This is a genomic window from Roseovarius tolerans (assembly GCF_028885395.1).
Lineage (GTDB): Bacteria > Pseudomonadota > Alphaproteobacteria > Rhodobacterales > Rhodobacteraceae > Roseovarius > Roseovarius tolerans.
In genome coordinates, this window is sequence record NZ_CP118494.1 from 2924133 (window position 1) to 2948133 (window position 24001).

Consider the following 24001-nt stretch of genomic DNA (forward strand, 5'->3'; position numbering starts at 1 on the left):
TCATGCCCCTCCCGTCGTGGCACCGACCTGCGTCAGATGCGCCAGCACCTGATCGCGCGGGCCATCGACGGCCATCCGCCCGGCCTGCAGGATCAGCGTGCGGTCGGTCAGGCTCAGGATCGGCATGCGGTGCGTGGCGATCACCGCCGTGCGCCCCGATAGCCATGTCTCCAACCGGCTGACCAGCGTGCGTTCCAGCGTCTGATCCAGCGCCGCCGTCGGCTCGTCCAGCAGGCAGATCGCCGGGTCCTGCAACCACAGCCGCGCCCAGCCGATGCTCTGCCGCTGGCCCTGGCTCAGACCCTGCCCGCCGTCGAGAATTTCGAGGTCAAGGCCCTTGGGATGGCCCTTCACGAACGGCCCCAGCCCGGCGAAATCCAGCGCCTGCATCAGCCGCGCGTCGTCAAGCTCCAGCAGCGTCAGGTTCAGGTTCTCGCGCAGGCTGCCGGTGAACAGCCGCACATCCTGCCCCAGATAGCCGACCAGTCGCCGCAGGTCGCGCGGCGCGATCTGCCCCATATCGGTGCCGTCCAGCATCACCCGGCCAGAGGACGGCGCATAAAGCCCGGCCAACAGCTTGAGGAAGGTCGACTTGCCCGACCCGTTGGTGCCCAGCACCGCGATCCTCTGCCCCGGCTGAATGGCCAGCGCGGGAATATCCAGTACCGGCGCGGCCTCGGCGTCATAGCTGAATTTCACCTCGCGCAGGTCATAGGCCCCGGTCAGGTGCTCGCGCCGCAGATAGCTGCGGCCGGGGGCTGCGTCCTGCTCGGCATGGGCGATCGAGTCGAGCCCCTCAAGCGCCGATTTGACGTTGCTCCAGCGCGACAGCGTGCCCGAAAGCTGCGTCAGCGGGGCCAGCGTGCGGCTGGTGAGAATCCCCACCGCGATGATCGACCCAACGGTGAACTCCCCGGCAAAGACCAGATAGGTGCCCATGATCACCGCCGCGATATAGGTCGCCTGCTGCACCCCCTGCGCCCAGAAGGTCAGCACCGACCCCAGCCGCCGCTGCTCGCTCGATTTGAGCGCCTGCAGCGCGGTCAGATCCCCCCAGATCCGGCGAAACCGGTCCTCGGCGCGCTGCGTCTTGAGTGTATCAAGCTCGAATATCGCCTCGTGCAACAGCCGCGCGCCACGCGCGCCCGCGCCCTGCATCTCCTGCGTCAGCCGCATCATCCGGCGCTGCAACAACAGGCCCGGGATCACCATCACGATCCCCCCGGCGATCAGCACCCACACCACATTTCCGGCAATTGACGCGACCAGTGCCAGAAACATCACGACAAAGGGCAAATCGGTCAGCGTGCCGATGGTCGAGGCGGTGAAGAACTCGCGCACCGACCCGAATTCCCGCATCGCCGAGAAAATCTGCGACGGGCTCCGCCCCGCCAGTTCCGAGCGCATGCCCAGCACCCGGTCCATCAGCAGGCGCTGCACATTGAGCTCGATCTGCCGCCCCGCACCATCCATCAACTGCGCCCGCGCGATCTTGAGCCCCGCTTCCAGCAACAGCGCCAGCCCCGCCCCCGCCGCCAGCACCCACAGCGTCGCCTCCGACTGATGCGGGATCACCCGGTCATAGACCTGCAACGCAAAGAGCGCGACCGCCACCGCCAACAGGTTCGCCACGAACGACCCAATGGCGACCTCGGCGATATGCCTTTGAAAATGCTTGAACTGTCCCCAGAACCAATGCGCCTCGGCGGCCGGCAGGTCATGCGCCCGGCTCAGGCTTTGGGCGGGCACCTCGGCGCGCACCAGCGTGCCGGTGAAATAGGGCGTGAACTCGGTTAGCGGCACCTCGGCGCGCTGATCGGCACAGCTCGTGTCATGCAGGATGACGGTCTCGCCCTCCTGCGCCAGAACCAGCACCAGTTTGCCCCGCGCCATCTGCGCGATGGCGGGCCAAAACGCAGGATCAGGCGCGCGCACGTCCTCGACCCGCGCGATCATTCCGGCGGCGCGCAACCCCTGCGCCAGCGCACCGGGGCGCGGCGGCTCACCCTCGGCGCGGTCGGCGTCACCGGCCACCATCGCCTCCAGGATATCGCGCTCGACCGCGTCAAACCCCAGCGCCGCCGCATAGGCCGCACCCAGCCGCGCCCGCGCTTTGGCGCGCGGTCCGAACCGCGCGGCGGGGGCCTGCGGCGCGGCGTGGGCGGTCTTGACGGTCAGGGCGACGGGGGCTTTGTTCAAATCCGGCTCCCCTCCGCCAGAACACCCAGATGATCGGCCAGTTCCAGCCGCGTGCGCGCCAGATCGTATTTCAGCGCCAGCGCCCGCACCTGCCGCTCGGCAAAGGTCTCATAGATGCCCACCACATCCATCACCTGCCGCTGCCCGGCATCGTATTGCCGCTGAAAGATATCGAGATTGGCCTCCGACGCCGCCCGCAGGGCGCTCGCCTCGCCAACCTGCCGCGCCAACGCGTCCAGCCGCGCCTCCAGCCGCTGCACCACGCGCTCGCTGTCCTCGCGCGCCTGGCTCAACCGCCGCGCGGCGGCCTCCTTCTCGGCCTCCACGGCCTTGAGTTCGGCGCCGGTGCCCAGCCCCAGCAACTGATCCGAGCGGATGTTGACCCCCAGGTCACCACCATCGCCCAGCGTGCCGCCCGCCGTGACATTGGGCAACAGACCGCCACGCGCCACCATCGCGCCCGCGATGTCGCGCACGCTCTCGGCCTCGGCCCGCAGCAGGTCGAGCGCGGGCACCTGACCTGCGTGCACCGGCACCTCGCTCAGCCCCGCAACCCCACTCAGCGGGTGCGCCGCCATGGCGTTCAACTCGGCCAGCGCCGTGCGCTCGACCTCGGATTGCTGCGCGATCACCTCGCGGATTTCCGCCAACCGGCTGCGCAACACGTTGAGATCGGACATGTCCGACACGCCGCCCCTGACGCGCTCCGACATGATCCACTCGAAATGCTCCAGATCGCTCAGCGTGCGCGCCTCGAGGCTGCGCCGCTCACGCGCCTGTGCTGCGTCGAGATAGAGCGTAAGCCCGGTCAGAACCCGGTCATTCACATCCTCGGCCAGCGTCACGGCAGCGACCTCGACATCGGCGGCGGCCATCGCGCGCTCGGCCTTCTTGCGACCATTGTCGAACAGCACCTGCTCCACGATCAGTTGCGAAACGATGTCGCTCAGGCTGCTCAGGCTGATATTGGGTCCGATCTTCGGCAGCCAGTTCTTCGACGCCGCCTCGGCCCGCAGCCGCGCCGCCAGCAAATCCGACTCGGCGCTGCGGCTATAGGCGGCCAGAACCGACTGCGCCACCTGATCGAAACTGCCGCCCTCGGGCAATACCGACCGGCGCGCCTGCAATTCCGCGATGATCTTCGATTGCGCCTCGGCCTTGCTGCGCGCGACGGTGTCGGGCCGGGCAGTCTCGGGTCCCGCACCGAGGCGCGAGACCTCGCCGCCCCCGGCACCGCCCAGACAGCCCGCCAGCATCAGGCTCATGCCGCCCGCCACCAGCGTTCTTGTCACCTGTCCCATAATCCTGCCCCCCGACCTTTTTGCGGTCTTGTGATTGGGGGCGCGCGCCATCCCGGACCCGCGCCCCGGTCTTTTGGCTCAGGTGATGGTGTTGATGTCTTCGTCCACCACGACCGTCGCGTCGTTCCCCAGCGTGTAGACGTCGAAGGTCTGACCGTCGATCTGGGTCTGTCCCGCCGCCTGCGCCCCGGTGATCGTCACCTGATCGTCGGCCCCGCCCTGCACGACCACCTGATCGCTGTTGCCCGACAGGCCGCGCAGCTGCGCCTCGGTCAGCGTCAGCTCCGCCTGATCTCCGAACCGCAGGTCGATTGTCTCGATGTTAAAGCCCGCAAGGTTGGGGTTGGTCACATCGACCACCTGCGTGTTGGTCTCATCGAGAACCACGTAAGTGCTCGACGCGTTGCCACCGGGATCGGTGCCACTGACCACCAGCTGCGAGCCGTCGGGCACCGAGGCAGGCCGCCCCGCGCCGTCGAGAAAGAAATAATCCGTCTCGCCGGTAAAGCTGTTCTCCTGCACACCCAGCGCCAGTTCGCGCACATTGCCACCGGCATCGACCTGATGAATGCCAATATCGTCCTCGCTGGTCTCCACCGTGGCGTTGCGATACCCGTCGCCCTGCCGGAAATAGCCAACGATCCCGGGGGTATCGGGGGCCACCGTGTCGATGGCAAAGCTCTCGGTGATCCGGTCGGTATTGCCCGCCCAGTCGGTGGCGATGACGACCATCTCGACGCTGCCTTCCTGCGCGGGCACATCGCCTCCCGGCACCTCGACCGACCAGAGGCCGTTCGGGACCACCACGGCGTCATAGCTGCGGCCAAAGACCTCGACCCGCACCGACGATCCCGCCTCGACCTGTCCGGTCAGGGTGACGCCCGCACCGGCCTCGGCGATGTTGAGCACGTTGTCAGCGGTCACCGGCCCGGCATGATCCAGCGCGTTGACAAAGGTATCGACCCGCACGGTGTCCTCGATAAAGGCGGTGTTGCCCGCCGGATCGGTCACATCGACGCGAATATCGGCATCCCGTTCCCCGGACACGATCTCGTTCGGGCCAAAACGCGCGGTCCAGTTGCCATTGCCATCGACCTCCGCCTCGTGGCGCACGCCGTCGATTGTGACAAAGACCTGACTTCCGGTCTCGATCGTGCCGGTCACCACGAACCCGCCGGTCGCCACGTCATTGTTGATGACGTCGCGCCCATCGGCCCCGATGGCGAGGTTGAGATCCTCCAGCGACAGGTTGTCCACCTGCGTGTCGACCTGCACGGTGCCCGCAACCTGCGTCTCGTTGCCAGCGGCATCGACGGTGCGCGCGGTCACATCGGCCTCATGCACCCCGCGCGTGATCTCGCCCGAGGTGTAGCGGCTGCGCCACTCCCCGCTCTGATCGGCGCGCACGGTATGCTCGACTCCGTCAAGGCTGACGATCACCGTCGCCCCGGGATCGGCCTGCCCGGTGACCAGAACACCGGCATCCGCCTCGGCGGCATTGATCACCCCGTCACCGCCAATCGCGGCGGCGTTCAGCGTCAGATGCCCGGCCTCGGTATCCACCGCCACGGCCTGCCGCACCTCCGACGAGTTGCCCGCCGCATCGGTCGCGGTCGCCACCACATCGGCATTATAAGTGCCGCCCGGCACCTGCGCGCCGGTGAATGTCGCGGTCCAGCTGCCATTTGCCGCCACCACGGCATTGACCGTGCTGCCCGCGAACGCCACCACGACCGACGAGCCCGGCTCGACCTGCCCGGTCATGCTGAAACCGCCGCCCTGCTCGGCGGCGTTGATCACACCATCGGCACCACCGGGATTGCCCTGCATGTCGAACTCGCGCACCTCGGTGTCGATCCGCACGGTTGCACTGGTCTGGCTGGCATTGCCCGCAACATCCACCGTGCTGGCACTCACCGTGGCGTCATATTCACCGCCCGGCAGGCTGCCCGCCTCGTAGACCGCACGCCAGGTGCCATCGGCCCCGGTCACCACCTCGCGGCTGACACCGTCCACCGTGACGATCACCGTCGCCCCGGCCGTCGAGCTGCCGGTGATCTCAACACCGCCCGCCGCCTCGTCGAAATTGACCACACCGTCGCCACCCACGGCCCCGGCATTGATCGAAATCGGATGCGGCACGGTGTCGATCTCCAGAATATCCGTCACCACCGTTGTGTTGCCGAACCCGTCGGTCGCGGTGATCGTCACCTGCGCCTCGCGCTCGCCACCGGGCAGATCGGCGGGATCGAACACCACCTGCCACGCCCCGGCATCGTCGACCACGGTCTGTGCCTCGACACCGTCGATCACGACCACGATCCCGGCCCCGGGCTCGCCGCTGCCGCTGATCTCGACCCCATCCTCGTGATCGACAAGGTTCACCACATGGCCCACCGCCTGCGTGCCGTCTTCGACCGCAATATCGGGCGGCGTCAGGTCGATCACCACATCCGGCCCGGCCAGCGTGGTCTCGGTCCCGTCGGGCTCGGTCACCACGACAACGACCGGATGCGTGCCGTCACCGGGGAACGTGTCATCCTCGAACGTCACCTCCCAATCGCCCTGATCGTCGGCCTCGGTGGCGATTTCCTCGTCCCCGATGGTGACCACGACCTCAGACCCCGGCTCGGCCCGCCCGGTGATCGAGATCGACGGATCGTCGACATCATCCCCGGCCACCGTAACCACGCCGTCCTCGTTGACCACCGGCTCGATCCGCGCGCGACCGCCGCCGCCGCTGTCGCCACCACCGACGGCCGCCGCCGCCGCCAGACCCGCCGCACCGGCACCGCCGACACCCAAAAGCCCGCCACCGGCCAACAGACCGGCACCCAGCATCGACACTTCCTCGTCGGCTGGGGCTGCAACCACCTCGTTGCCACCAAGGAAGATCATATCGTCATCCGGGCTCCACTTGCCCCATTGTTCGGTCGGGCCGTATTGCGCATAGACCGCGCCATCCGCCCCGTCGATCAATGTCACCTCGTTGAGATACCCGTCCGCCGAGATGAACAGACGGCTCTGCGCGCCGCTCTCCTCCGCGAAATATCCGTCGAGCACCACCACCCGGCCATCCGCCAGGTTGATGATCAGGTTCGACCCATCGCGCGCATAACCCGCGATTTCCGTCTGCCTTAAATTTAGAGAAATTTCCTGTCCGCGCGTCGCCGGTATGACTGTGACACCATCCCCAACTGACACCGAACCACGCTGTGAAATACCCGCATCTGTGCGGGTGACAAAATCAATCACCTTCATGACACCACCACTCTGACCTCAGACAACAGACGCTTTTTTTGTGCGCCTTTTTTATGTGGTCACAAAATAGCCTTTTTTCGGTGCCATCGCTAGATGTTTTTCAAATGCAACCCACAAATTATGCGATTATCCAATATATCTTGATGTATAGGCCAGTATTCGGCCTACCCCGCCACACGCCTGAGTCGATTATGCAACAGGCAGCACAATTATTGCCCGCCACGTCCGGCAAGATTTCCCCGGACAAGGACTTGACGGGGCCGCTCAGGATCAACAAGGTCAGACAGTTTTCAAACCGCCCTACTGACCAAGGACATCGATGTGAGCACGCAACTCTCCGATACCGTAGCACTCTTGCGCGATCTCATCGCCTTCCCGACGATCTCCGAGGTCAGCAACCTCGACATGATCGCCTATCTCGCGCACCGGCTCGAATCCCACGGCGCGCGCGTCGACATCTTCCACGACGAGATTGGCCACAAGGCCAATCTCTTCGCCACGATCGGCCCCGATGACGTGGATGGCGGCATCGTGCTCTCGGGCCATTCCGACGTGGTGCCGGTGGCCGAACAGGACTGGGCCAGCGACCCGTTCGAGTTGATCGAACATGACGGTCACCTCTACGGGCGCGGCACCTGCGACATGAAGGGCTTTATCGCCGCCGCCTGCGCGATGGCCCCGATCTTTGCCGAAAAGGTCCGCGACCGCCCGGTTCATTTTGCCTTCACCTATGACGAAGAGGTCGGCTGCTTCGGCGCGCAGGCGCTGGTAGACAGCCTGAAAAAGCGCGGCATCCGCCCCGGCGTCGCGATCATCGGTGAACCCACCTCGATGCGCATCATCGAGGGCCACAAGGGCTGCTACGAATACACCACCCATTTCTGCGGCCTCGCCGGGCACGGCTCGCATCCCGCACGCGGCGTCAACGCGGTCGAATACGCGGTGCGCTACGTCAACCGCCTGCTCGAACTCAAGGAATCGCTGCGCTTCCGTGCCCCCGAAGATAGCCGCTTCGAGCCCCCCTGGACCACGATCAACACCGGCTCGATCAAGGGCGGCGTGGCGCATAACGTGATCGCCTCGAACGCCACCATCGAATGGGAAATGCGCCCCGTCACCCTCGCCGATGCCGAATTCGTCAAGGAGGACATGCGCCGCTATTGCGAAGAGGTGCTGCTGCCGCGCATGTGCGGCGTCCACCCCGAGGCCAGCATCACCACCGAGGTGATCGGCGAGGTCGACGGGCTGGAACCCACCGAGATCAACGAGGCCAAGGACATCATGATGGAACTCACCGGCCGCAACGGCGCGGAACTCGTGCCCTTCGGCACCGAGGCGGGGATCTTCCAGCAATACGGCATGTCGGCGGTGGTCTGCGGCCCCGGCTCGATCGACCAGGCACACAAGCCCGACGAATACGTCGCTCTCGACCAGCTGCAGCAATGCCTCGACATGCTGGGCCGCTTGGGCGACAAGCTCGCGGCCTGACGCCTCAGACCCGCCGGAAGGTCAGGTAATGCGGCACCCGGCCCTCGCGCAGGGCCTTTTGCTCGTAGCGCGTCGATATCCAGTCGCCCCACGGCTCCCGCCAATCGGCAGGGCGCTCTGCCAGCCACTCGAACCCGTGGCGCGGCACCTCTTCCAATGTCTGGCGCACGTAATCCGGAATATCCGTCGCTACCCGGAAAATAGCACCGGGCTTCAGGCACTTGGCAAGCGGCGTCAAATGCTGCTCGGTCACGAAGCGCCGCTTGTGATGGCGTTTCTTGGGCCACGGATCAGGATAAAGCAGGAACGCCCGCGAGATGGACTGCTCCGGCAGCACGTCAAACATGTTGCGGACATCCCCCGGATAAACCGCAACATTCCGCGCATCGGCATCGCGGATCTTGCCCAATAGCATCGCCACGCCGTTGATATAGGGCTCACAGCCGATGATCCCCACGCCCGGATTCTCAACGGCCTGATGCACCATATGCTCACCCCCGCCGAACCCGATCTCAAGCCAGACCTCCCGATCCCCGAAAAGCGCCTTCAGATCAATCGGTTCCCGCGCGGGGTTCATGTCCCAATCGACCGGCCCGGGCGACAGCTTGCCCAGATCCTCAGCCAGATATTCCTCTTGCTTGGGACGCAGGGCCTTGCCCTTGAACCGGCCGTGAAAGTTGCGCCACGGCGCGCCGGTCGGGTGCTTGTCTTGGCTCATGCAGCAAAAACTGGCGCGTGAGGTTCACGCGCCAGCCCCTTGATCAAACGGATTTTTTCAGCGCATCGACCAGATCGGTGCGCTCCCAGCTGAACCCACCGTCATCGTCGGGCGCGCGCCCGAAATGACCATAGGCCGCCGTGCGCGCATAGATCGGACGGGTCAGCGACAGATGCTCACGAATGCCGCGCGGCGTCAGATCCATGTTCTGCGCCACGGCCTTCTCGATCTCGGCCTCATGCACCTGGCCGGTGCCATGCGTATCGACATAGATCGACAGGGGCCGCGCCACGCCGATCGCATAGCTCAGTTGCAGCGTGCATTTCTGCGCCAGCCCGGCCGCCACGATGTTCTTCGCCAGATACCGTGCCGCATAGGCCGCGGAGCGGTCCACCTTGGTCGGGTCCTTGCCCGAGAACGCGCCTCCGCCATGCGGGGCCGCGCCACCATAGGTATCCACGATGATCTTGCGCCCGGTCAGGCCCGCATCGCCATCAGGCCCCCCGATCACGAAAGTGCCGGTGGGGTTCACGTGCCATTCGGTATTGCTGGTGATCCACTCTTTCGGCAGCACGTCCGTGATATAGGGCTCGACGATGGCGCGAATATCATCGCTCGTCTGCGCCTCGTCGGTATGCTGCGTCGACAGCACAAGCTGCGTCACCTCGACCGGCTTGCCATCCTCGTAGCGCAGGGTCAGCTGCGACTTGGCATCGGGCCCAAGCGTCGGCTCTGCCCCCGATTTGCGCGCCTCCGCCAGCCGCTTCAGGATCGCATGCGAGAACAGGATCGGCGCCGGCATGAGCGCATCGGTCTCATCGACCGCAAAGCCGAACATGATGCCCTGATCGCCCGCGCCATCGCGGTCCACGCCTTGCGCGATATGCGCCGACTGCGGATGAAGCATGTTATGCAACTGCAAGGTATTCCAGTGAAATTCGTCCTGCTCGTACCCGATATCACGCACGCAGTCGCGCACGATACCGTCGATCCGGCCCATGAAATCCGCGAGCCGCGACTTGTCCGACAGCCCCACCTCGCCACCGACAACCACGCAATTGGTGGTGGCAAAGGTCTCGCAGGCGACACGGGCGTTTTCCTCCTCGGCGAGGAACGCATCGAGGATCGCGTCGGAAATCCGGTCGCAGACCTTATCCGGGTGCCCCTCCGAAACGGATTCGGAGGTAAAAAGGTAATTCTGTCTTGCCATGAAAGTGCTCCATTGTGTTTCACCGCCACGCCAGGAAGCCGTTGTGACGATTGTGGCGTGTCGTTACGCCCCCCACCCGGTGGCGTCAATGGAGAACTGCACCGGTCTGCCGCGCCCTGTGGCGCAGCCGTGACAGCCCCAGCAGAGCCAGAAACAGCAGGATCATCGGCGCATCGCCCAGCCGCGTATATAGCGTCGGCGGCAAGGGCGGCGGCAGGGCCGCATCGCGCCATCCCGCCTCGCCCATCGGGATACGTGCGGTGACGCGCCCGGTCGCGTCGATCATCGCCGACACGCCGGTATTGGCGACCCGGATCATCGGCAGCCCCATCTCGGCGCTGCGCAGCCGCGCCTGCGCCAGATGCTGATAGGGGCCGGAAATCTTGCCGAACCACGCATCATTGGTGATCAGCAACAGGAAATCGGCACGCTCGGGGGCCGCCCGCAGATCGCGCGAGAATACACCCTCGTAGCAGATCAGCGGCAGCGCCCGCCCCACGGCGCCAAGGTCGAGCACCTGCGCGCCGGGCCCGGCGGAATAGCCCTGCCCGGCATTCGACGCGAGGCCGTGAATCCCCCAGTCCGCCAGCAGATCGCCGAACGGCATGTATTCCCCGAAGGGCACGAGGTGATGCTTGTCATAAACCGCCGCGACCGCGCCCCCCGCCTCCACATAAGCCAGCGAATTATAGAGACGCGGGCCCTCGAACCGCTGAATACCAAGCACCACCGGCACGCCCCCCGCCGCGCCGGAAATGCTCTCCAATGTGCGCCCCGCGTGGTTCAGCAGCACCGGCACCGCCGTCTCCGGCCAGACGATCAGGTCCGGCCGCGCCCCCTCGCCCGCCGCCGAGAACCGCAATTGCCGCTCGTAAAACCCCTGTATCTTGTCGGGGTCCCATTTCTCATGTTGTGGCGCATTGGGTTGCAAAAGGCGCACCGTGGCGGCCTCGGGCGCGGCACCCGCCTCGGGCGTGCGCCATGCCCCCAGCGGCCAAAGCGCCACCAGCACCAGCAGCCCCAGCACCGAGGGCACATGCCGCGCCGTCGCCACCCGCCAGATCAGCGCGGACGCCACCAGCACCAGCGCCAGCAATCCCGGCGCGCCCAGCCACGCCGCCCAGTGCAAAAGCGGCGTGTCGATCAGAACATGCCCCGGCTGCGCCCATGGAAAGCCTTTAAAAACAAACCCGCGCGCCAGTTCGGCAAGGCCCATGCCGCCGACGAACCCGGGCAAACCACCGCCCATGGCCCGCCCCAACCCCAGGCCCAGCGCCCAGAATAGCGCCAGCCCCGCGCCCAGCGCCATCAGCGCAAAGGGCGCCATCCAGCCATGCCGCGCCACATCCACAAGGAACGGCTCGACAATCCAATTGAGCGCCAGCAGGAAATAGCCGGTACCGATCAGCCAGCCCAGCCAGGCCGCCTGTCGCCATCCCTCGGTCATCCGAAAGAGGCCAAAGACCACCGCCAGCGCCAGCAGCGTCACCGGCCACGCCCCGACCGGGGCCTGCCCGAGCGCCGCCAGCGCCCCGATCAGCAACAACAGAAAAACGCGCCGCCCGCGCGGCATCAGGAGGATCTGCGCGGCCATGCCGGCCACGCGCCCCTGCTCAGCCATGCGCCGCCTCGACCAACCGCACCCGCACCCGCTTGATTCGGCGCGGGTCGGCCTCCATCACCTCGATCACCGGGCCCGCGGGATGCTCGATCACCTCGCCGCGCACCGGCACCCGGCCCAACAGCATGAAAACCAGCCCGCCGATCGTGTCGATCTCTTCCTCGTCCACCTCGTCCACGTCGGTCAGCGACTGCCCGATCTCGGCCTCGAACTCCTCCAGCGGGGTCTTGGCGAGGGCGATGTAACAGCCGGGCTTTTCCTCGGTCCAGTATTGGCCCTCGTCGATATCGTGCTCGTCCTCGATCTCGCCGACCACCTGTTCGATCAGGTCCTCGATGGTGACAAGCCCGTCCACGCCGCCATATTCGTCGATCACCAGCGCCATGTGCCGCCGCTCGGCTTGCATCTTCTGCAACAGCACCCCGATCGGCATCGACGGCGGCACGAACAGCAGCGGCCGCAGCATCTTCTTCAGCGAAAACGCGGGGCCATTGCCGTTGAACCCGTGCTTGAGGGCAAAATCCTTGAGATGCACCATGCCGATGGGGGTATCGAGCGTGCCCTCATAGACCGGCAGCCGGGTCATGCCGCTGTCGCGGAACACATGCACCAGATCATCCTTGGTAATGTCCGACGGCACCGAGACGATCTCGGCCTTGGGGATGGCCACATCCTCGACCGCCATGTGCCGCAGGTTGCCGATACCCGGCGCACCATTCACGTACTCGGCGTCGTCCTGCGCTATCTCGTCGATATCTTCGCCCGGGTTGAATATCCCGATCACGCGACGGAAAAACCCGCCCGTTTCGTCACTCTCGCTATGGCCCTCCGGCTGCGCGCCCTGCGCTGCGCTAGAAGACCCGTCCGTACTCTCGTCCATCCGTCTCTTTTCCAAATCACAGGGGTCCAGGCCCCTCATTAGCTAATATGGGTCACCAACCCCCAGTTTGCCAAGTATGGCAACCTCGGTCGCCTCCATCAAAGTGGCATCTTGGTCACGGATGTGATCGTAACCCAACAAATGCAACACCGCATGCACGATCAGGTGTGTCACATGATCACCCAGCGGTTTGTCGCCTGCCTCGGCCTCGCGTGCGCAGGTCTCATAGGCAATCGCGATATCGCCCAGTTCCGGATCAGGCCCCGCCTCGGGCAGGTCCGGGCGCGCGCCGGGGCGGTCGGCCCCGCGCTCCTCGCTCGGCCAGCTCAATACATTGGTGGGCTGCGGCTTGTCCCGGAAATCACCGTTCAGGACGGCGATGCGCGCATCGTCACAGCCCAGAACGCTGATCTCCCAATCACCGGGGGCCAGCCCCAGATGCACCAGCGTGGCCTCCGCCGCGCGCTCCGCCAGCCCCGCCAGCCCCACCGCCTGCCAGCGGTCGTCCTCGATCATCACCTCGGTCAGCATATGCGCCTAACCTTCAGCCTCATAGGCTTCGATGATCGCCGCCACCAACGGGTGGCGCACCACGTCCTTGGCGGTGAAATAGTTGAAGCTGATCTGCGGAATGGTCGTCAGCAGCCGCTCCGCATCCGCCAGCCCCGACGGCACGCCGCGCGGCAGGTCGATCTGCGTGCGGTCGCCGGTGATGACCATGCGGCTACCCTCGCCCAGACGGGTCAGGAACATCTTCATCTGCATCGAGGTGGCGTTCTGCGCCTCATCGAGCACGACAAACGCATTGGCCAGCGTCCGCCCCCGCATGAACGCCAGCGGCGCGATCTCGATGCGCTTTTCCTCGATCAGCTTGGCCAGTTGCTTGGCGGGCAGAAAATCATTCAGCGCATCATAGAGCGGCTGCATGTAGGGATCGACCTTGTCCTTCATGTCGCCGGGCAGATAGCCCAGCTTCTCGCCCGCCTCCACCGCCGGACGGCTCAGGATGATCCGGTCCACATGCCCCTCGATGAACATGTTCACGCCGACCGCCACCGCGAGATAGGTCTTGCCGGTGCCTGCAGGCCCGATGCCGAACGCCAGCTCATGCGCAAAGAGCGACCGCACATAGGCTTTCTGCGCGTCGGTGCGCGGCTCCACCAGCTTCTTGCGGGTCTTGATCTCGACCGTGCCGCCTTTGAACATCTCAAGCTGATCGCCGTCCAGACCGCCCGAATCGCCCTCGTCGTCGCCCATGCGCAATTCGCGGTCCACGTCGCCGCGCTCCACGCTCTTGCCGCTCTCCAGCCGCTCGTAGAGCGCGGCCAGCACCTCCGCCGCCGCCTCGCGCGCATCCGTCTCGCCCACCACGACAAGCTGATTGCCGCGGCGCAGGATCTGGATTCCAAGGGATTTTTCGATATCGGCGAGGTTGCGGTCATATTCACCGCAAAGCTCGATCAGCAGACGGTTATCGGGAAATTCAACAAGGGTTTCGTGGCCTGCGGCCATGTCCGGGGCGGGGGGCGGTGCGCTATGGACCAAACATGTCTCCCACTGCAAGAGGTCTGCACTCAGAGTGCCAACATGCGACGCGGGGTGCAAGCGCCGACATGCGCTGCCGCCCTGCGCCTAACAAAAAAATGCGGGCGATGTCGCCCGCAGTAGATTCAGCTTGCACCCTCCGGCCTCGGTCAGAGCGGGTCAGAGATGCGAGAGCCTTGTTTGAACGGCCCGGTGGCGACGGTCGGCGGGGCTACGCCCGAACAGACCGGCTTGCCGAACTTGTCGAGTCGCTGCGAGAGATAGCCTTCGACGCCATCATCAATGATCCAATGGTCACATCCATTCGGATCTACCCAGATACCCGCCTGCAACTGGCTGAGGTGCTTTTGATCTGTCCCCCGGTCACTGGTCTTGTCGGGTCCAACAGACCCATGCCCGCCGGTACAGGCGGCCAAAACACCGAACGCAGGGATAAGAAATGCAATTTTAAGCGTGTTCATCATCAGTCCCCTCAGCGCCAGCACATGATTTCGACACGGCGATTCTGTGCCATGCCTTCGGCGGTATTGTTCGACGCCTTGGGCATCCGTTCACCGTAACCGCGCACATCCGAAATACGCGCACCCACACTTTGCGCGACGGCGGCAACGGCATTGGCCCTGCGCAACGAAAGGTTCATGTTGTATTCATCTGATGCACGGCTGTCGGTATGTCCCACGATCAGATAGGAGACTGCGTCTGCTTCGCGGAAGAAATTCTTGAGGTTTTCGCGTCCCCCCGCGTGGATCCGCGCACTGTCTGTCGCAAAATGCTGATCGGTATTTACCACGCCACAAAGGTTGAGTTCACGGCAGACCGGGATGCCCTGACGGCTGACATGCGGGCTCATGTAGCCTTCCGCACCGTCATCCATCACCCAATGCTCACAGCCATCGGGATCGACCCAGATGGTGGGAATGTATCGCTCGCCACTCACGATGCGATCACCGCTCTGGGCAAATGCTGCCCCTGCCGCCAGGCCCAGAGAGAGCGCCGCGACCGCAGACCCTTTCACCAGACCGTGCAGCCTTTCCGAAGTCAATTTCGCCACGACCACTGTCCTTATATTACCCCCCGTTGGGTCACCCGGTGCGAGGGGCGGCCCAACTCAAATGCAATGAAAGTTTAGCAAGAAAGCTGTCAAAGTGAAGCAAATTCCACCAGATATTGTGGACTATGCAGAAACAATCCCAAGTCAGCGCCGCATTTCCGCCGCATTTCATGCCGGCGCGCGCGTATCAGACCGAGACGAGTCGCCCTGAAAGAGAGTTGGGCCCGCTCTCCAAGATCTCGACCTGCGCCAGATCGCCCGGCTGCACGCGGTCATCCGTCACGTGAACCGCATGCAGGTAATCGGACTTGCCGACCATCTGTCCGGCCATCCGCCCGGGTTTTTCAAAGAGCACGCCGACGGTGCGCCCGACCATAGCATCCTGTGCCGCGCGCTGTTGCCGGGTGATCAGCGCCTGCAACCGCTGCAGCCGCTCGGATTTCACATCCTCGGCCACCTGCGGCCGTTCCGCCGCCGGGGTGCCGGGGCGCGTGGAATACTTGAACGAGAACGCGTAGCCGTAATTCACCGCCTCGATCAGGTCCATCGTGGCCTGAAAATCCTCTTCCGTCTCTTCCGGGAACCCGACGATGAAATCGCCCGATATCAGGATATCTGGCCGCGCCGCGCGGATACGCTCGATCAGCCGCAGATAGCTTTCGTCGGTGTGGCTGCGGTTCATCCGCTTGAGGATGCGGTCAGAACCCGACTGCACCGGCAGATGCAGGTAGGGCATCAGCTTGGCACATTCGCCATGCGCCGCGATCAGATCGTCATCCATGTCGTTGGGGTGGCTCGTGGTAAAGCGGATACGCTCCAGCCCGTCGATGTCATTGAGCGCCCAGATCAGCCGCGCCAGCGACCAGTCGCCGCCCTCTCCCGCGCCATGATAGGCATTGACGTTCTGCCCCAGCAGGGTGATCTCGCGCACGCCCCGCTCGACCAGATCACGCGCCTCTTCCAGCACGCGCGCCGCCGGGCGGCTCGCCTCGGCGCCACGGGTATAGGGCACCACGCAGAAGGCGCAGAACTTGTCACAGCCCTCCTGCACGGTCAGAAACGCGGTCGGGCCGCGTTTCGCCTTGGGGCGCTGCCGCAGCGTGTCGAACTTGTCATCGAGCGGAAAATCGGTGTCGAGCGCCTTTTCGCCCTCGCGCACCCGCGCCTCCATCTGCGGCAGGCGGTGATAGCTTTGCGGCCCCACCACCAGATCGACCAGCGGCTGACGGCGCATGATTTCCTGCCCCTCGGCCTGCGCCACGCAGCCCGCCACACCGATCTTGAGATCGGGCTTTTCCTCCTTCAGCGCACGGAACCGGCCCAGTTCCGAATAGACCTTCTCGGCAGCCTTTTCGCGGATATGACAGGTGTTGAGCAGGATCATGTCGGCCTCGGCCGCATCCTCGGTGGTGACATAGCCCGCGCCGCCCATCGCCTCGGCCATGCGCTCGCTGTCATAGACGTTCATCTGACAGCCATAGGTCTTGATATAGAGCTTTTTCACATCCGCCATGCGCCGGGCCTCCGCCTGAGGGTTCAAGTCGGGTGACTACATCACTGCAGGGGGCACTTGCAATGCCCGCGCGTTTGACGGAATCTGCCGCCAACAATAGGACAGAGCAGCCGATGACCGCCCCGACCCTGACCGAGTTTCTCGCCGCCCCCGGCACCGCCCTCGCCAAGGGGCCGGTGGCAATGGTCTTTGCCGAGGACGAGGTGGAGCTTGATTCCACCCTGCGCCACCATGTCGATTCGGGGTTCAAATCGGTGCTCTTCTTCGCCCCCGACAGCTTTGGCCTGGCAACCGATGTGGCCGAAAACCCGCTCATCCATCGCATCGCCTATGATCTGCCCTCGGGCGACAGCCTGACCGGGGCGGTGGACGCGGTGATCAAGGCCGCGCCGGGGCTGTGGATGTATTACTGCTACAATGCCGAATACCTCTTCTACCCGTTCTGCGAGACGCGCACCGTCGGCGAACTTCTGGCCTTCCACACCGAGGAACGGCGCGACGCGATGCTGACCTATGTGATCGACCTCTATGCCGGCGATCTCGCGCGCCATCCCACCGCCGTCTCGCTGGAAGAGGCGCATATGGACAAATCCGGCTATTACGCGCTCGCCCGCAATGACCCGGCCAATCACAACCACCCGCGCGAACGCCAGCTCGATTTCTTCGGCGGGCTGCGCTGGCGCTACGAAGAGCATATCCCCGCCGCCCGGCGCAAGATCGACCGGATCGCGCTTTTTCGGGCCAAGGCCGGGCTGACCCTGCGCGACGATCACACGTTTTCGGACGAGGAATACAACACCTACGCCTGCCCGTGGCACAACAACCTGACGGCCGCCATCGTGTCATTCCGCACCGCCAAGGCGCTCAAGCGCAACCCCGGCTCGACCTTCGATATCGAGGGCTTCCACTGGCACAACTCGATCCCGTTCGAATGGCACTCCCGGCAATTGCTCGATCTGGGGCTGATGGAGCCGGGGCAATGGTTCTGACGCGGGTGGCCTGAAGATGCCGTTGACGTGAGCCGCGCATCGACGGGCCGCGGTACGGCGATCCAACGATAGTTTGCGAGCACTTTATATCAGCCAAACCCGAAAAACATGCGAGCGCAGAGCAGGTTGCAGCCAAATCGCCGTGCCGGGGGGCGGCGTCATGCCGGAGGCATGCCTCTGGCATGGCGATGCGCGGCGGCCTTCGGCCTTGATTCCGCGCATGAGTGTAGCGGTCAACGTCCGCTCCAGACCACTAACAACGTCCAAACACTATCCGATACCGCCCTACCCGCGCCCCTGCTCGCGCGCGCTCGGATGCTCTGACGCAACGAACGGCACCTCCGACACCACCGCCGCAACCGACTGCCCCGAGGTTTCCTGATACATCTCCGGCAATTCGACCTGCAACTGCGTGCCAACGGCGGACTTGTCCCACGGCACATAGGCCAAGGCGATATTCTGCTCCAGTTCCGGCGAATACCACGGCGAGGTGACATAGCCACAGCGCGCGCCTTCGGCATCCCCCACCAGCCAGAAATCCGGCGCATAATCGGTGATCGGCAACCCGCCCATCTTCAGCCCGACCAGCTTCAGCGAGAACGGATAGCGCCCCACCTCGATCTCGTCGCGCTGCGCCTCCAGCGCCGCCTTGCCGATGTAATCGACGGGTTTCGCGCGCGGCACCTGATAGGCGAGATTGACCTGAAACGGTGAGGTCTCTGAATCCATGTCCTGCCCCCAGGACAGGATCCCGGCAGCGATCCGGCGATGATGGCCCGGCGCGATCACCCGCAGCCCATAACGCGCCCCCAGGCCGCGCAGCGCATACCAGACGCGCTCTGCGGTCTCCGAGGCATCGCGCACGTAGATTTCATAACCCTTCTCGCCGCTGAACCCGGTCTGACTGATGACCACCGGGCAACCCTCGATCTGCGCCTCCATCAGCCCGTAATAGGGGATGTCGCGCAATGCCTCGCCGATCAGGTCGGCCATCAGACCCTCCGAGAGCGGCCCCTGAACCTGCAGCGGGGCGACGTCCAACTCGCGGATATCCACATCCCAGCGGCGCGGCGTGTTCACCCCCTGCAGCCACAGCATCAGGTCGCTATCCGAAACCGAGAACCAGAACTCATCCTCGGCCAGTCGCAGCAGCACCGGATCGTTCAGGATGCCGCCCTTGTCATTGCACAGGATGCAATATTTGCCATGCATCGGCCTGATCCGCGTGGCGTCGCGGGTAATCACGGTGTTGACGAACGCCTCGGCATCGGGGCCCTTGACGCGGATCTGCCGCTCGACCGCGACATTCCACAGGGTCACGCCATTGACCAGCGCTCGATACTCGGCCATCGCCCCGCCATCCTCGGGGCGGGCATAACCGCGCGGGTGATACATCCGGTTGTAGATCGTCGCGCGCCAGGCCCCGGCCTCGATCGACAGGTGCCAAAAGGGGGATTTCCTGACCCGGGTCGAGACCAGCATCTGCACAGGCGTCGGCCCGGATTGGCGAAGATTGGCGGGCACGGTGCGATCCGACTGATCCACGCCGGGCACGTTCGGGTGGGTGCGGTTCTGGTAGGTCATGCAAATGACGTGGGGATCGCCCGGGGCGCGGTCAACACGCGCGCGGCAGAATCCCGATCACGGACCTTCAAGCGGGGCATCCCCGCGCCTCAGACGCCCGAAGCCGCCTCGCCCTTTTCGGTCGCCGCGCGCTGCGTTTCAGGATCGAGCACCAGCCGCGCCACGTTATTCACCACCAGCGTCATCCCGGCATGTACCGGCGGTGCAATCTCCGGCTCCTGCCAGATCGCCCCGAGACAGCAGCCGACCATCGCAAGATTGACCACCCGCGCCCATCCGCGCGCATTTTGCGCCCGCTGTCGGCAACGCGCCTGTCGTGGCGTGAGATATTCGGTACGATCAAACATGCCGGAAGTCTGGCATCACAGCATGGCAGCAATATGGCGCTGCCCGATCAGAGGTTCTCGGCCTGCGGCATGCCCAGCACGTGATAGCCGCAATCCACATGGATGATCTCGCCGCTGGTGCAGGCACCTGCGTCGGACGCAAGGTAGACCGCCGTGCCACCGATCGCCTCCAGCGTGGCATTGGCCCGCATCGGCGCGTTCATTTCCGTGTGCTTGAAGGTCTTGCGCGCGCCACCGATGGCGGCCCCCGCCAGCGTCCGCATCGGGCCGGGGCTGATCGCGTTCACGCGAATACCCTCGGGGCCCAGATCGTTGGCCAGATACCGCGTCGCCGCCTCAAGCGCGGCCTTGGCCACCCCCATGATGTTGTAATTCGGCACGACCTTGTTCGACCCCTGATAGGTCAGCGTCAGCAGACAGCCGCCATTGTCGCGCATCATCGGATGCGCCCGGCGGGCCACCTCGATAAAGGAATAGGCCGAGATTTCCATCGAATGCTTGAAGTTCTGCCGGCTGGTATTCAGAAACCGCCCGGTCAGTTCCGACTTGTCGGAATAGGCGATGGCATGGACAACGAAATCAATCGTCGGCCAGCGGTCGGCCAGCGCCGCAAAGGCCGCATCGAGCGAGGCATCATCGGTCACATCCACATCCAGCAGGATATCCGAGCCGACGCTCTCGGCCAGCGGGGCCACGCGCCGCGCGAAATTCTCGCCTTGGTAGGAAAACGCCAGTTCCGCCCCCGCCGCGTGCATTTCCCGGGCAATCCCCCACGCGATGGAGCGGTCATTGGCCACCCCCATGATCAGGCCGCGCTTGCCCTGCATCGAATTTATCATCTGCGTGTCATCCGTGATACTTGCTCAGCAGCATGCAGCCATTGGTGCCGCCGAAGCCGAAGGAATTGGTCATCACCGTATCGAGCCCGGCATTATCCACCCGGTCGGTCGCGATCTCGGCCGCGTCAAGCGCGGGGTCGAGCGTCTCGACATTGATCGACGGAATGATGAAATCGTGCTCCAGCGCCAGCAGGCAATAGATCGCCTCCTGCGCGCCCGTGGCCCCCTGGGAATGACCGGTCATCGACTTGGTGGAACTGATCGGCGGGGTGGTGCCGTGCCCGAAGATGCGGCGCACCGCCTCGACCTCGCCGACATCGCCGACGGGGGTCGAGGTGCCATGCGCGTTGATATAGCTCACCTTGCGGTCCTCAGACAGCGTCGACAGCGCCACGCGCATCGCGCGCTCACCGCCCTCACCCGAAGGGGCAACCATGTCGGCCCCGTCCGAGGTGGCGCCATAGCCTGTCACCTCGGCATAGATCTTGGCACCCCGGGCGCGGGCATGCTCCAGATCTTCCAGCACCACGATGCCGCCACCGGCCGAGATCACGAACCCGTCGCGATCGGCGTCAAAGGCACGGCTCGCACGCTCCGGCGTGTCGTTGTATTTCGATGACATCGCGCCCATCGCATCAAAGAGGCACGACAGCGTCCAGTCCAGCTCCTCGCCGCCACCCGCGAACATCACATCCTGCTTGCCCATCATGATCTGCTCGGCGGCGTTGCCGATGCAATGCAGGCTGGTCGAACAGGCAGAGGTGATCGAATAGTTGATGCCCTTGATCCGGTAGGCGGTGCTCAGATTGGCCGAGATCGTCGAGCACATCGTCTTGGGCACCGCGAACGGCCCGATGCGCTTGGTTGATCCGGTTTTCAGAACCGTCTGATGCGCCTGCAACATCGCCGAGGTCGACGGCCCGCCCGAGCCCGCGACCAGACCGGTGCGCGGGTTGACGATATCGGCCTCCTCGAGCCCGCTATCGGCAATCGCCTGCCCCATGGCGATATGCGCATAGGCCGCCCCCGGCCCCATGAAGCGCAGCGTGCGCTTGTCGACATGCTCGGCGACATCGAGGTCGATCGCCCCCGCGATCGTGCTGCGAAAGCCGTGTTCAGCCATCGCTTCATTGGCGGTGATGCCCGATTTTCCCTGCCTGAGAGAGGTCAGGACCTCTTCGGCGTTGTTGCCGATGCTGGATACGATCCCCAGCCCGGTGACGACGACACGACGCATAGGCGCTCTCCTTGTTTCAGCGCGGATCAGTTTTCCGAAAGGGCCACTTTCATGTCGCTGACCTGATAGATGAGCTCACCATCGGCCTCAACCCGGCCATCGGCAACCCCCATCGTGAGACGACGGGTCTGCACCGCCTTTGTGAAATCCACGTAATAGGTCAGCATCTTTCTGTCAGGGCGCACCATGCCCGTCAGCTTGACTTCGCCGACGCCGAGCGCATAGCCGCGCCCCTGCCAGCCGCGCCAGCCGAGGTTGAAACCGGTCAACTGCCACAGACCGTCAAGGCCCAGACAGCCGGGCATGATCGGATTGCCCGGGAAGTGGCATTTGAAGAACCAAAGATCGGGGTCGATGTCGAATTCGGCCACGATATGCCCCTTGCCATGCGCTCCGCCATCGCCCGACACCTCGGTGATGCGGTCCATCATCAGCATCGGCGGTTCGGGCAATTGCGCATTGCCCGGCCCGAAAAGCTCGCCGCGGGCGCATTTCAGCAGATCGTCGCGATCGAAACTGCTTGGATAATCGGCCATTCGGGCGGCCCCTTTCATTGCTTGCTTCGCAAAAGAACTTGTCTTGAAACCCTCTAACACCGGGCAAAAGCCCCTTGCAAGCCTGCCGCAGTGTTGCGGCCTTGTTTCGCGGAAGATGAATTTTGTTTGAACTCGGGGGGGGCGCGGCCCTATATTACAGACAAAGAAGGGAAAGGCGATCCATGACAACGCAAGCGACGACAGTGGCGACCGATTGGCTCTCGGGGGCCGGGCTGCGGCCCACGCGGCAGCGCGTGGCCTTGGCGCGTCTTCTTGTGGGGGATGGCCAGCACCGGCACGTCACCGCCGAAAGCCTTTTTGCCGATGTGCAGACCCAGGGCGAAAGCGTGTCGCTGGCCACCGTCTACAACACGCTGCGCGCGTTCTGCGAGGCCGGGCTCATTCAGGAAGTGACGGTCGATGGCTCCAAGAGCTATTTCGACACCAACACCCATGACCACCCGCATTTCTTCTGGGAAGACGAAAACCGCCTCAGCGACGCCCCCGCCGACGAGTTGGAAATCTCGCGCCTGCCCTCAGCCCCCGACGGCGCCGAAATCAGCGCGGTCGACGTCGTGATCCGCCTGCGCCGCACGGCGCAGTAAGGTCACCCAGACGGCGCGATCCCCGACAGTCCGGCCTGCGTGATCCGGCGGCGCACCTCGGCCTCGAACACCACCCGCCCGTTTTCGAACCCGTAGCGGAACGCGGCACGGCGGCGGGCAAATTCCTCGTCCAACTCGTCCTGCAGCTCACGGATACGGGTCAGGATCTTTTCGGTCGCGGTCATGGCGGGCCCTTTCGGCGTGATGCGATAGGGGCCATCCTAGAGGGCTCGGCGTCCAATCTGCAACGGCCGGGCTAATGCTGTGGTTCAGGTGCAGCACCAATGCGCGGAATCAAGGTGCCGCAGGCACCGCCGCGCAGCGCCCGACCGCCCCCTCGGGCGGGCGCTTTTGCAACGTTTCAAGCCATTGATAACGCGGGAGTGCTTGGCTGAAATAAAGTGCGGTCCACCGAGGTTGCTGCGCCCACCCGGCGATCGGGCACCGCGCGGCTCATCTCTTTGATACTGAAGACCCGCTAATGCCAAAATATCTTCCCCCCCTAAAACGCAACACGCCGGGCCAAGGCCCGGCGCGTGCACTCATTCAAACCTGCAAGCGGGATCAGGTGATGTCCACCAGCTCGATGGCAAAGGTCAGGTCCTTGCCCGCCAGCGGATGATTGGCGTCGAGGATCACCTGCTCCTCGGTGACCTCGACCACGGTCACCGGCATCACCTGCCCCTGCGGCGTCTGCACCTGCAGCTGCGTGCCAAGATCGAGCGGGATATCCTCGGGGATCTCGGCGCGCGGCACGGCCTGCTGCGCATTGGGGTCGGGCTGGCCATAGGCCTGATCGGCGGGCACGTCGACGGTCTTCTTCTCGCCGACGGCCATGCCTTCCATCGCGGCATCGAGGCCGGGGATGATCTGGCCCGAGCCGACCACGAATTCCAGCGGATCGCGGCCTTCACTGGAATCGAAGGTCTGACCATCGGTCAGGGTGCCGGTATAATGTACGCGAACTGTATCGCCCGATTTGACTTGCGTCATGGCTGTTCCAATCTGTTGTGTATGGGGAGTGCGTGAGTTTGCAAGGCCGCGCCGGTCGCGCGGGTGCTTGTGTGGCTGGCGCGA

The 24001-nt window shown here is 64.6% G+C and carries 22 protein-coding genes and 1 riboswitch; of the genes, 3 read left to right on the forward strand and 19 right to left on the reverse strand.

Going from position 1 to position 24001, the window contains the following annotated elements; all coding sequences use genetic code 11:
* The 3 genes from PVU19_RS14435 to PVU19_RS14445 all read right to left on the reverse strand — a co-directional run bounded on the left by PVU19_RS14435 (position 1) and on the right by PVU19_RS14445 (position 6761).
* Positions 1 to 2199 carry an ATP-binding cassette domain-containing protein gene (locus PVU19_RS14435; protein ID WP_050662674.1) on the reverse strand — a complete coding sequence of 733 codons (2199 nt, stop codon included), beginning with the start codon at positions 2197 to 2199 and terminating at the stop codon, positions 1 to 3.
* Positions 2196 to 3500, reverse strand: a complete 1305-nt coding sequence (locus PVU19_RS14440; RefSeq protein WP_050662673.1) for a TolC family protein — start codon at positions 3498 to 3500, stop codon at positions 2196 to 2198. The genes PVU19_RS14435 and PVU19_RS14440 overlap by 4 nt, the downstream gene beginning before the upstream one ends.
* A 78-nt stretch (positions 3501 to 3578) precedes the next feature.
* The gene (locus tag PVU19_RS14445) at positions 3579 to 6761 is read right to left on the reverse strand and encodes a BapA/Bap/LapF family prefix-like domain-containing protein (protein WP_050662672.1); all 3183 of its coding nucleotides are present in this window, start codon (positions 6759 to 6761) and stop codon (positions 3579 to 3581) included.
* 321 nt (positions 6762 to 7082) lie between these two features.
* Here PVU19_RS14445 and argE point away from each other — a divergent pair, with 321 nt between their 5' ends.
* Positions 7083 to 8249, forward strand: a complete 1167-nt coding sequence (gene argE, locus PVU19_RS14450) for an acetylornithine deacetylase (protein ID WP_050662671.1) — start codon at positions 7083 to 7085, stop codon at positions 8247 to 8249.
* Positions 8250 to 8253: 4 nt separating this feature from the next.
* Here argE and trmB read toward each other — a convergent pair whose 3' ends face one another.
* The 9 genes from trmB to miaB form a co-directional block, all read right to left on the reverse strand.
* On the reverse strand, positions 8254 to 8967 hold the full coding sequence (gene trmB / locus PVU19_RS14455; protein WP_050662670.1) for a tRNA (guanine(46)-N(7))-methyltransferase TrmB: 714 nt from the start codon (positions 8965 to 8967) through the stop codon (positions 8254 to 8256).
* Positions 8968 to 9010: 43 nt separating this feature from the next.
* The gene (gene metK / locus PVU19_RS14460) at positions 9011 to 10177 is read right to left on the reverse strand and encodes a methionine adenosyltransferase (RefSeq protein ID WP_050662669.1); all 1167 of its coding nucleotides are present in this window, start codon (positions 10175 to 10177) and stop codon (positions 9011 to 9013) included.
* Between the two features lie 5 nt (positions 10178 to 10182).
* A riboswitch (SAM-SAH riboswitch) is annotated at positions 10183 to 10230 on the reverse strand.
* Positions 10231 to 10262: 32 nt separating this feature from the next.
* Entirely contained in the window at positions 10263 to 11798 is a 1536-nt protein-coding gene (gene lnt / locus PVU19_RS14465; RefSeq protein ID WP_050662668.1) for an apolipoprotein N-acyltransferase, read from the reverse strand.
* The gene (locus PVU19_RS14470; RefSeq protein WP_050662667.1) at positions 11791 to 12678 is read right to left on the reverse strand and encodes a hemolysin family protein; all 888 of its coding nucleotides are present in this window, start codon (positions 12676 to 12678) and stop codon (positions 11791 to 11793) included. The genes lnt and PVU19_RS14470 overlap by 8 nt, the downstream gene beginning before the upstream one ends.
* A gap of 42 nt (positions 12679 to 12720) precedes the next feature.
* Positions 12721 to 13209: an rRNA maturation RNase YbeY gene (gene ybeY, locus PVU19_RS14475; protein ID WP_050662666.1), complete on the reverse strand. Its 489-nt coding sequence runs from the start codon at positions 13207 to 13209 to the stop codon at positions 12721 to 12723.
* A 6-nt stretch (positions 13210 to 13215) separates the two neighbouring features.
* On the reverse strand, positions 13216 to 14190 hold the full coding sequence (locus PVU19_RS14480; RefSeq protein ID WP_050662665.1) for a PhoH family protein: 975 nt from the start codon (positions 14188 to 14190) through the stop codon (positions 13216 to 13218).
* Positions 14191 to 14372: 182 nt separating this feature from the next.
* Positions 14373 to 14684, reverse strand: a complete 312-nt coding sequence (locus tag PVU19_RS14485; protein WP_152911633.1) for a hypothetical protein — start codon at positions 14682 to 14684, stop codon at positions 14373 to 14375.
* Between the two features lie 11 nt (positions 14685 to 14695).
* Positions 14696 to 15274: an OmpA family protein gene (locus tag PVU19_RS14490; protein WP_050662685.1), complete on the reverse strand. Its 579-nt coding sequence runs from the start codon at positions 15272 to 15274 to the stop codon at positions 14696 to 14698.
* A 187-nt stretch (positions 15275 to 15461) separates the two neighbouring features.
* A complete protein-coding gene (gene miaB, locus PVU19_RS14495) occupies positions 15462 to 16787 on the reverse strand; it encodes a tRNA (N6-isopentenyl adenosine(37)-C2)-methylthiotransferase MiaB (RefSeq protein ID WP_050662664.1) in 1326 nt (441 codons plus the stop codon).
* 113 nt (positions 16788 to 16900) lie between these two features.
* On the opposite strand from miaB, the gene PVU19_RS14500 reads away from it, so the two are divergent.
* Entirely contained in the window at positions 16901 to 17776 is an 876-nt protein-coding gene (locus PVU19_RS14500) for a hypothetical protein (RefSeq protein WP_050662663.1), read from the forward strand.
* A 285-nt stretch (positions 17777 to 18061) separates the two neighbouring features.
* On the opposite strand, the gene PVU19_RS14505 is transcribed toward PVU19_RS14500, so the two are convergent.
* The 5 genes from PVU19_RS14505 to fabA all read right to left on the reverse strand — a co-directional run bounded on the left by PVU19_RS14505 (position 18062) and on the right by fabA (position 22319).
* Positions 18062 to 19360, reverse strand: coding sequence for a glycine cleavage T C-terminal barrel domain-containing protein (locus PVU19_RS14505; RefSeq protein ID WP_050662662.1), 1299 nt, complete (start codon positions 19358 to 19360; stop codon positions 18062 to 18064).
* Positions 19361 to 19449: 89 nt separating this feature from the next.
* Positions 19450 to 19707, reverse strand: coding sequence for a hypothetical protein (locus PVU19_RS14510; RefSeq protein ID WP_050662661.1), 258 nt, complete (start codon positions 19705 to 19707; stop codon positions 19450 to 19452).
* Positions 19708 to 19754: 47 nt separating this feature from the next.
* A complete protein-coding gene (locus PVU19_RS14515) occupies positions 19755 to 20546 on the reverse strand; it encodes an enoyl-ACP reductase FabI (protein ID WP_050662660.1) in 792 nt (263 codons plus the stop codon).
* A 7-nt stretch (positions 20547 to 20553) separates the two neighbouring features.
* The gene (gene fabB, locus PVU19_RS14520) at positions 20554 to 21783 is read right to left on the reverse strand and encodes a beta-ketoacyl-ACP synthase I (protein ID WP_050662659.1); all 1230 of its coding nucleotides are present in this window, start codon (positions 21781 to 21783) and stop codon (positions 20554 to 20556) included.
* A 26-nt stretch (positions 21784 to 21809) separates the two neighbouring features.
* Complete coding sequence (gene fabA / locus PVU19_RS14525) at positions 21810 to 22319, reverse strand: bifunctional 3-hydroxydecanoyl-ACP dehydratase/trans-2-decenoyl-ACP isomerase (RefSeq protein WP_050662658.1); 510 nt, start codon at positions 22317 to 22319, stop codon at positions 21810 to 21812.
* A gap of 182 nt (positions 22320 to 22501) precedes the next feature.
* Here fabA and irrA point away from each other — a divergent pair, with 182 nt between their 5' ends.
* A complete protein-coding gene (gene irrA, locus PVU19_RS14530; RefSeq protein WP_050662657.1) occupies positions 22502 to 22924 on the forward strand; it encodes an iron response transcriptional regulator IrrA in 423 nt (140 codons plus the stop codon).
* Between the two features lie 2 nt (positions 22925 to 22926).
* On the opposite strand, the gene PVU19_RS14535 is transcribed toward irrA, so the two are convergent.
* Entirely contained in the window at positions 22927 to 23109 is a 183-nt protein-coding gene (locus PVU19_RS14535) for a hypothetical protein (protein ID WP_050662656.1), read from the reverse strand.
* Positions 23110 to 23488: 379 nt separating this feature from the next.
* Entirely contained in the window at positions 23489 to 23917 is a 429-nt protein-coding gene (locus PVU19_RS14540) for an FKBP-type peptidyl-prolyl cis-trans isomerase (protein ID WP_050662655.1), read from the reverse strand.
* Positions 23918 to 24001 lie beyond the last annotated feature (84 nt).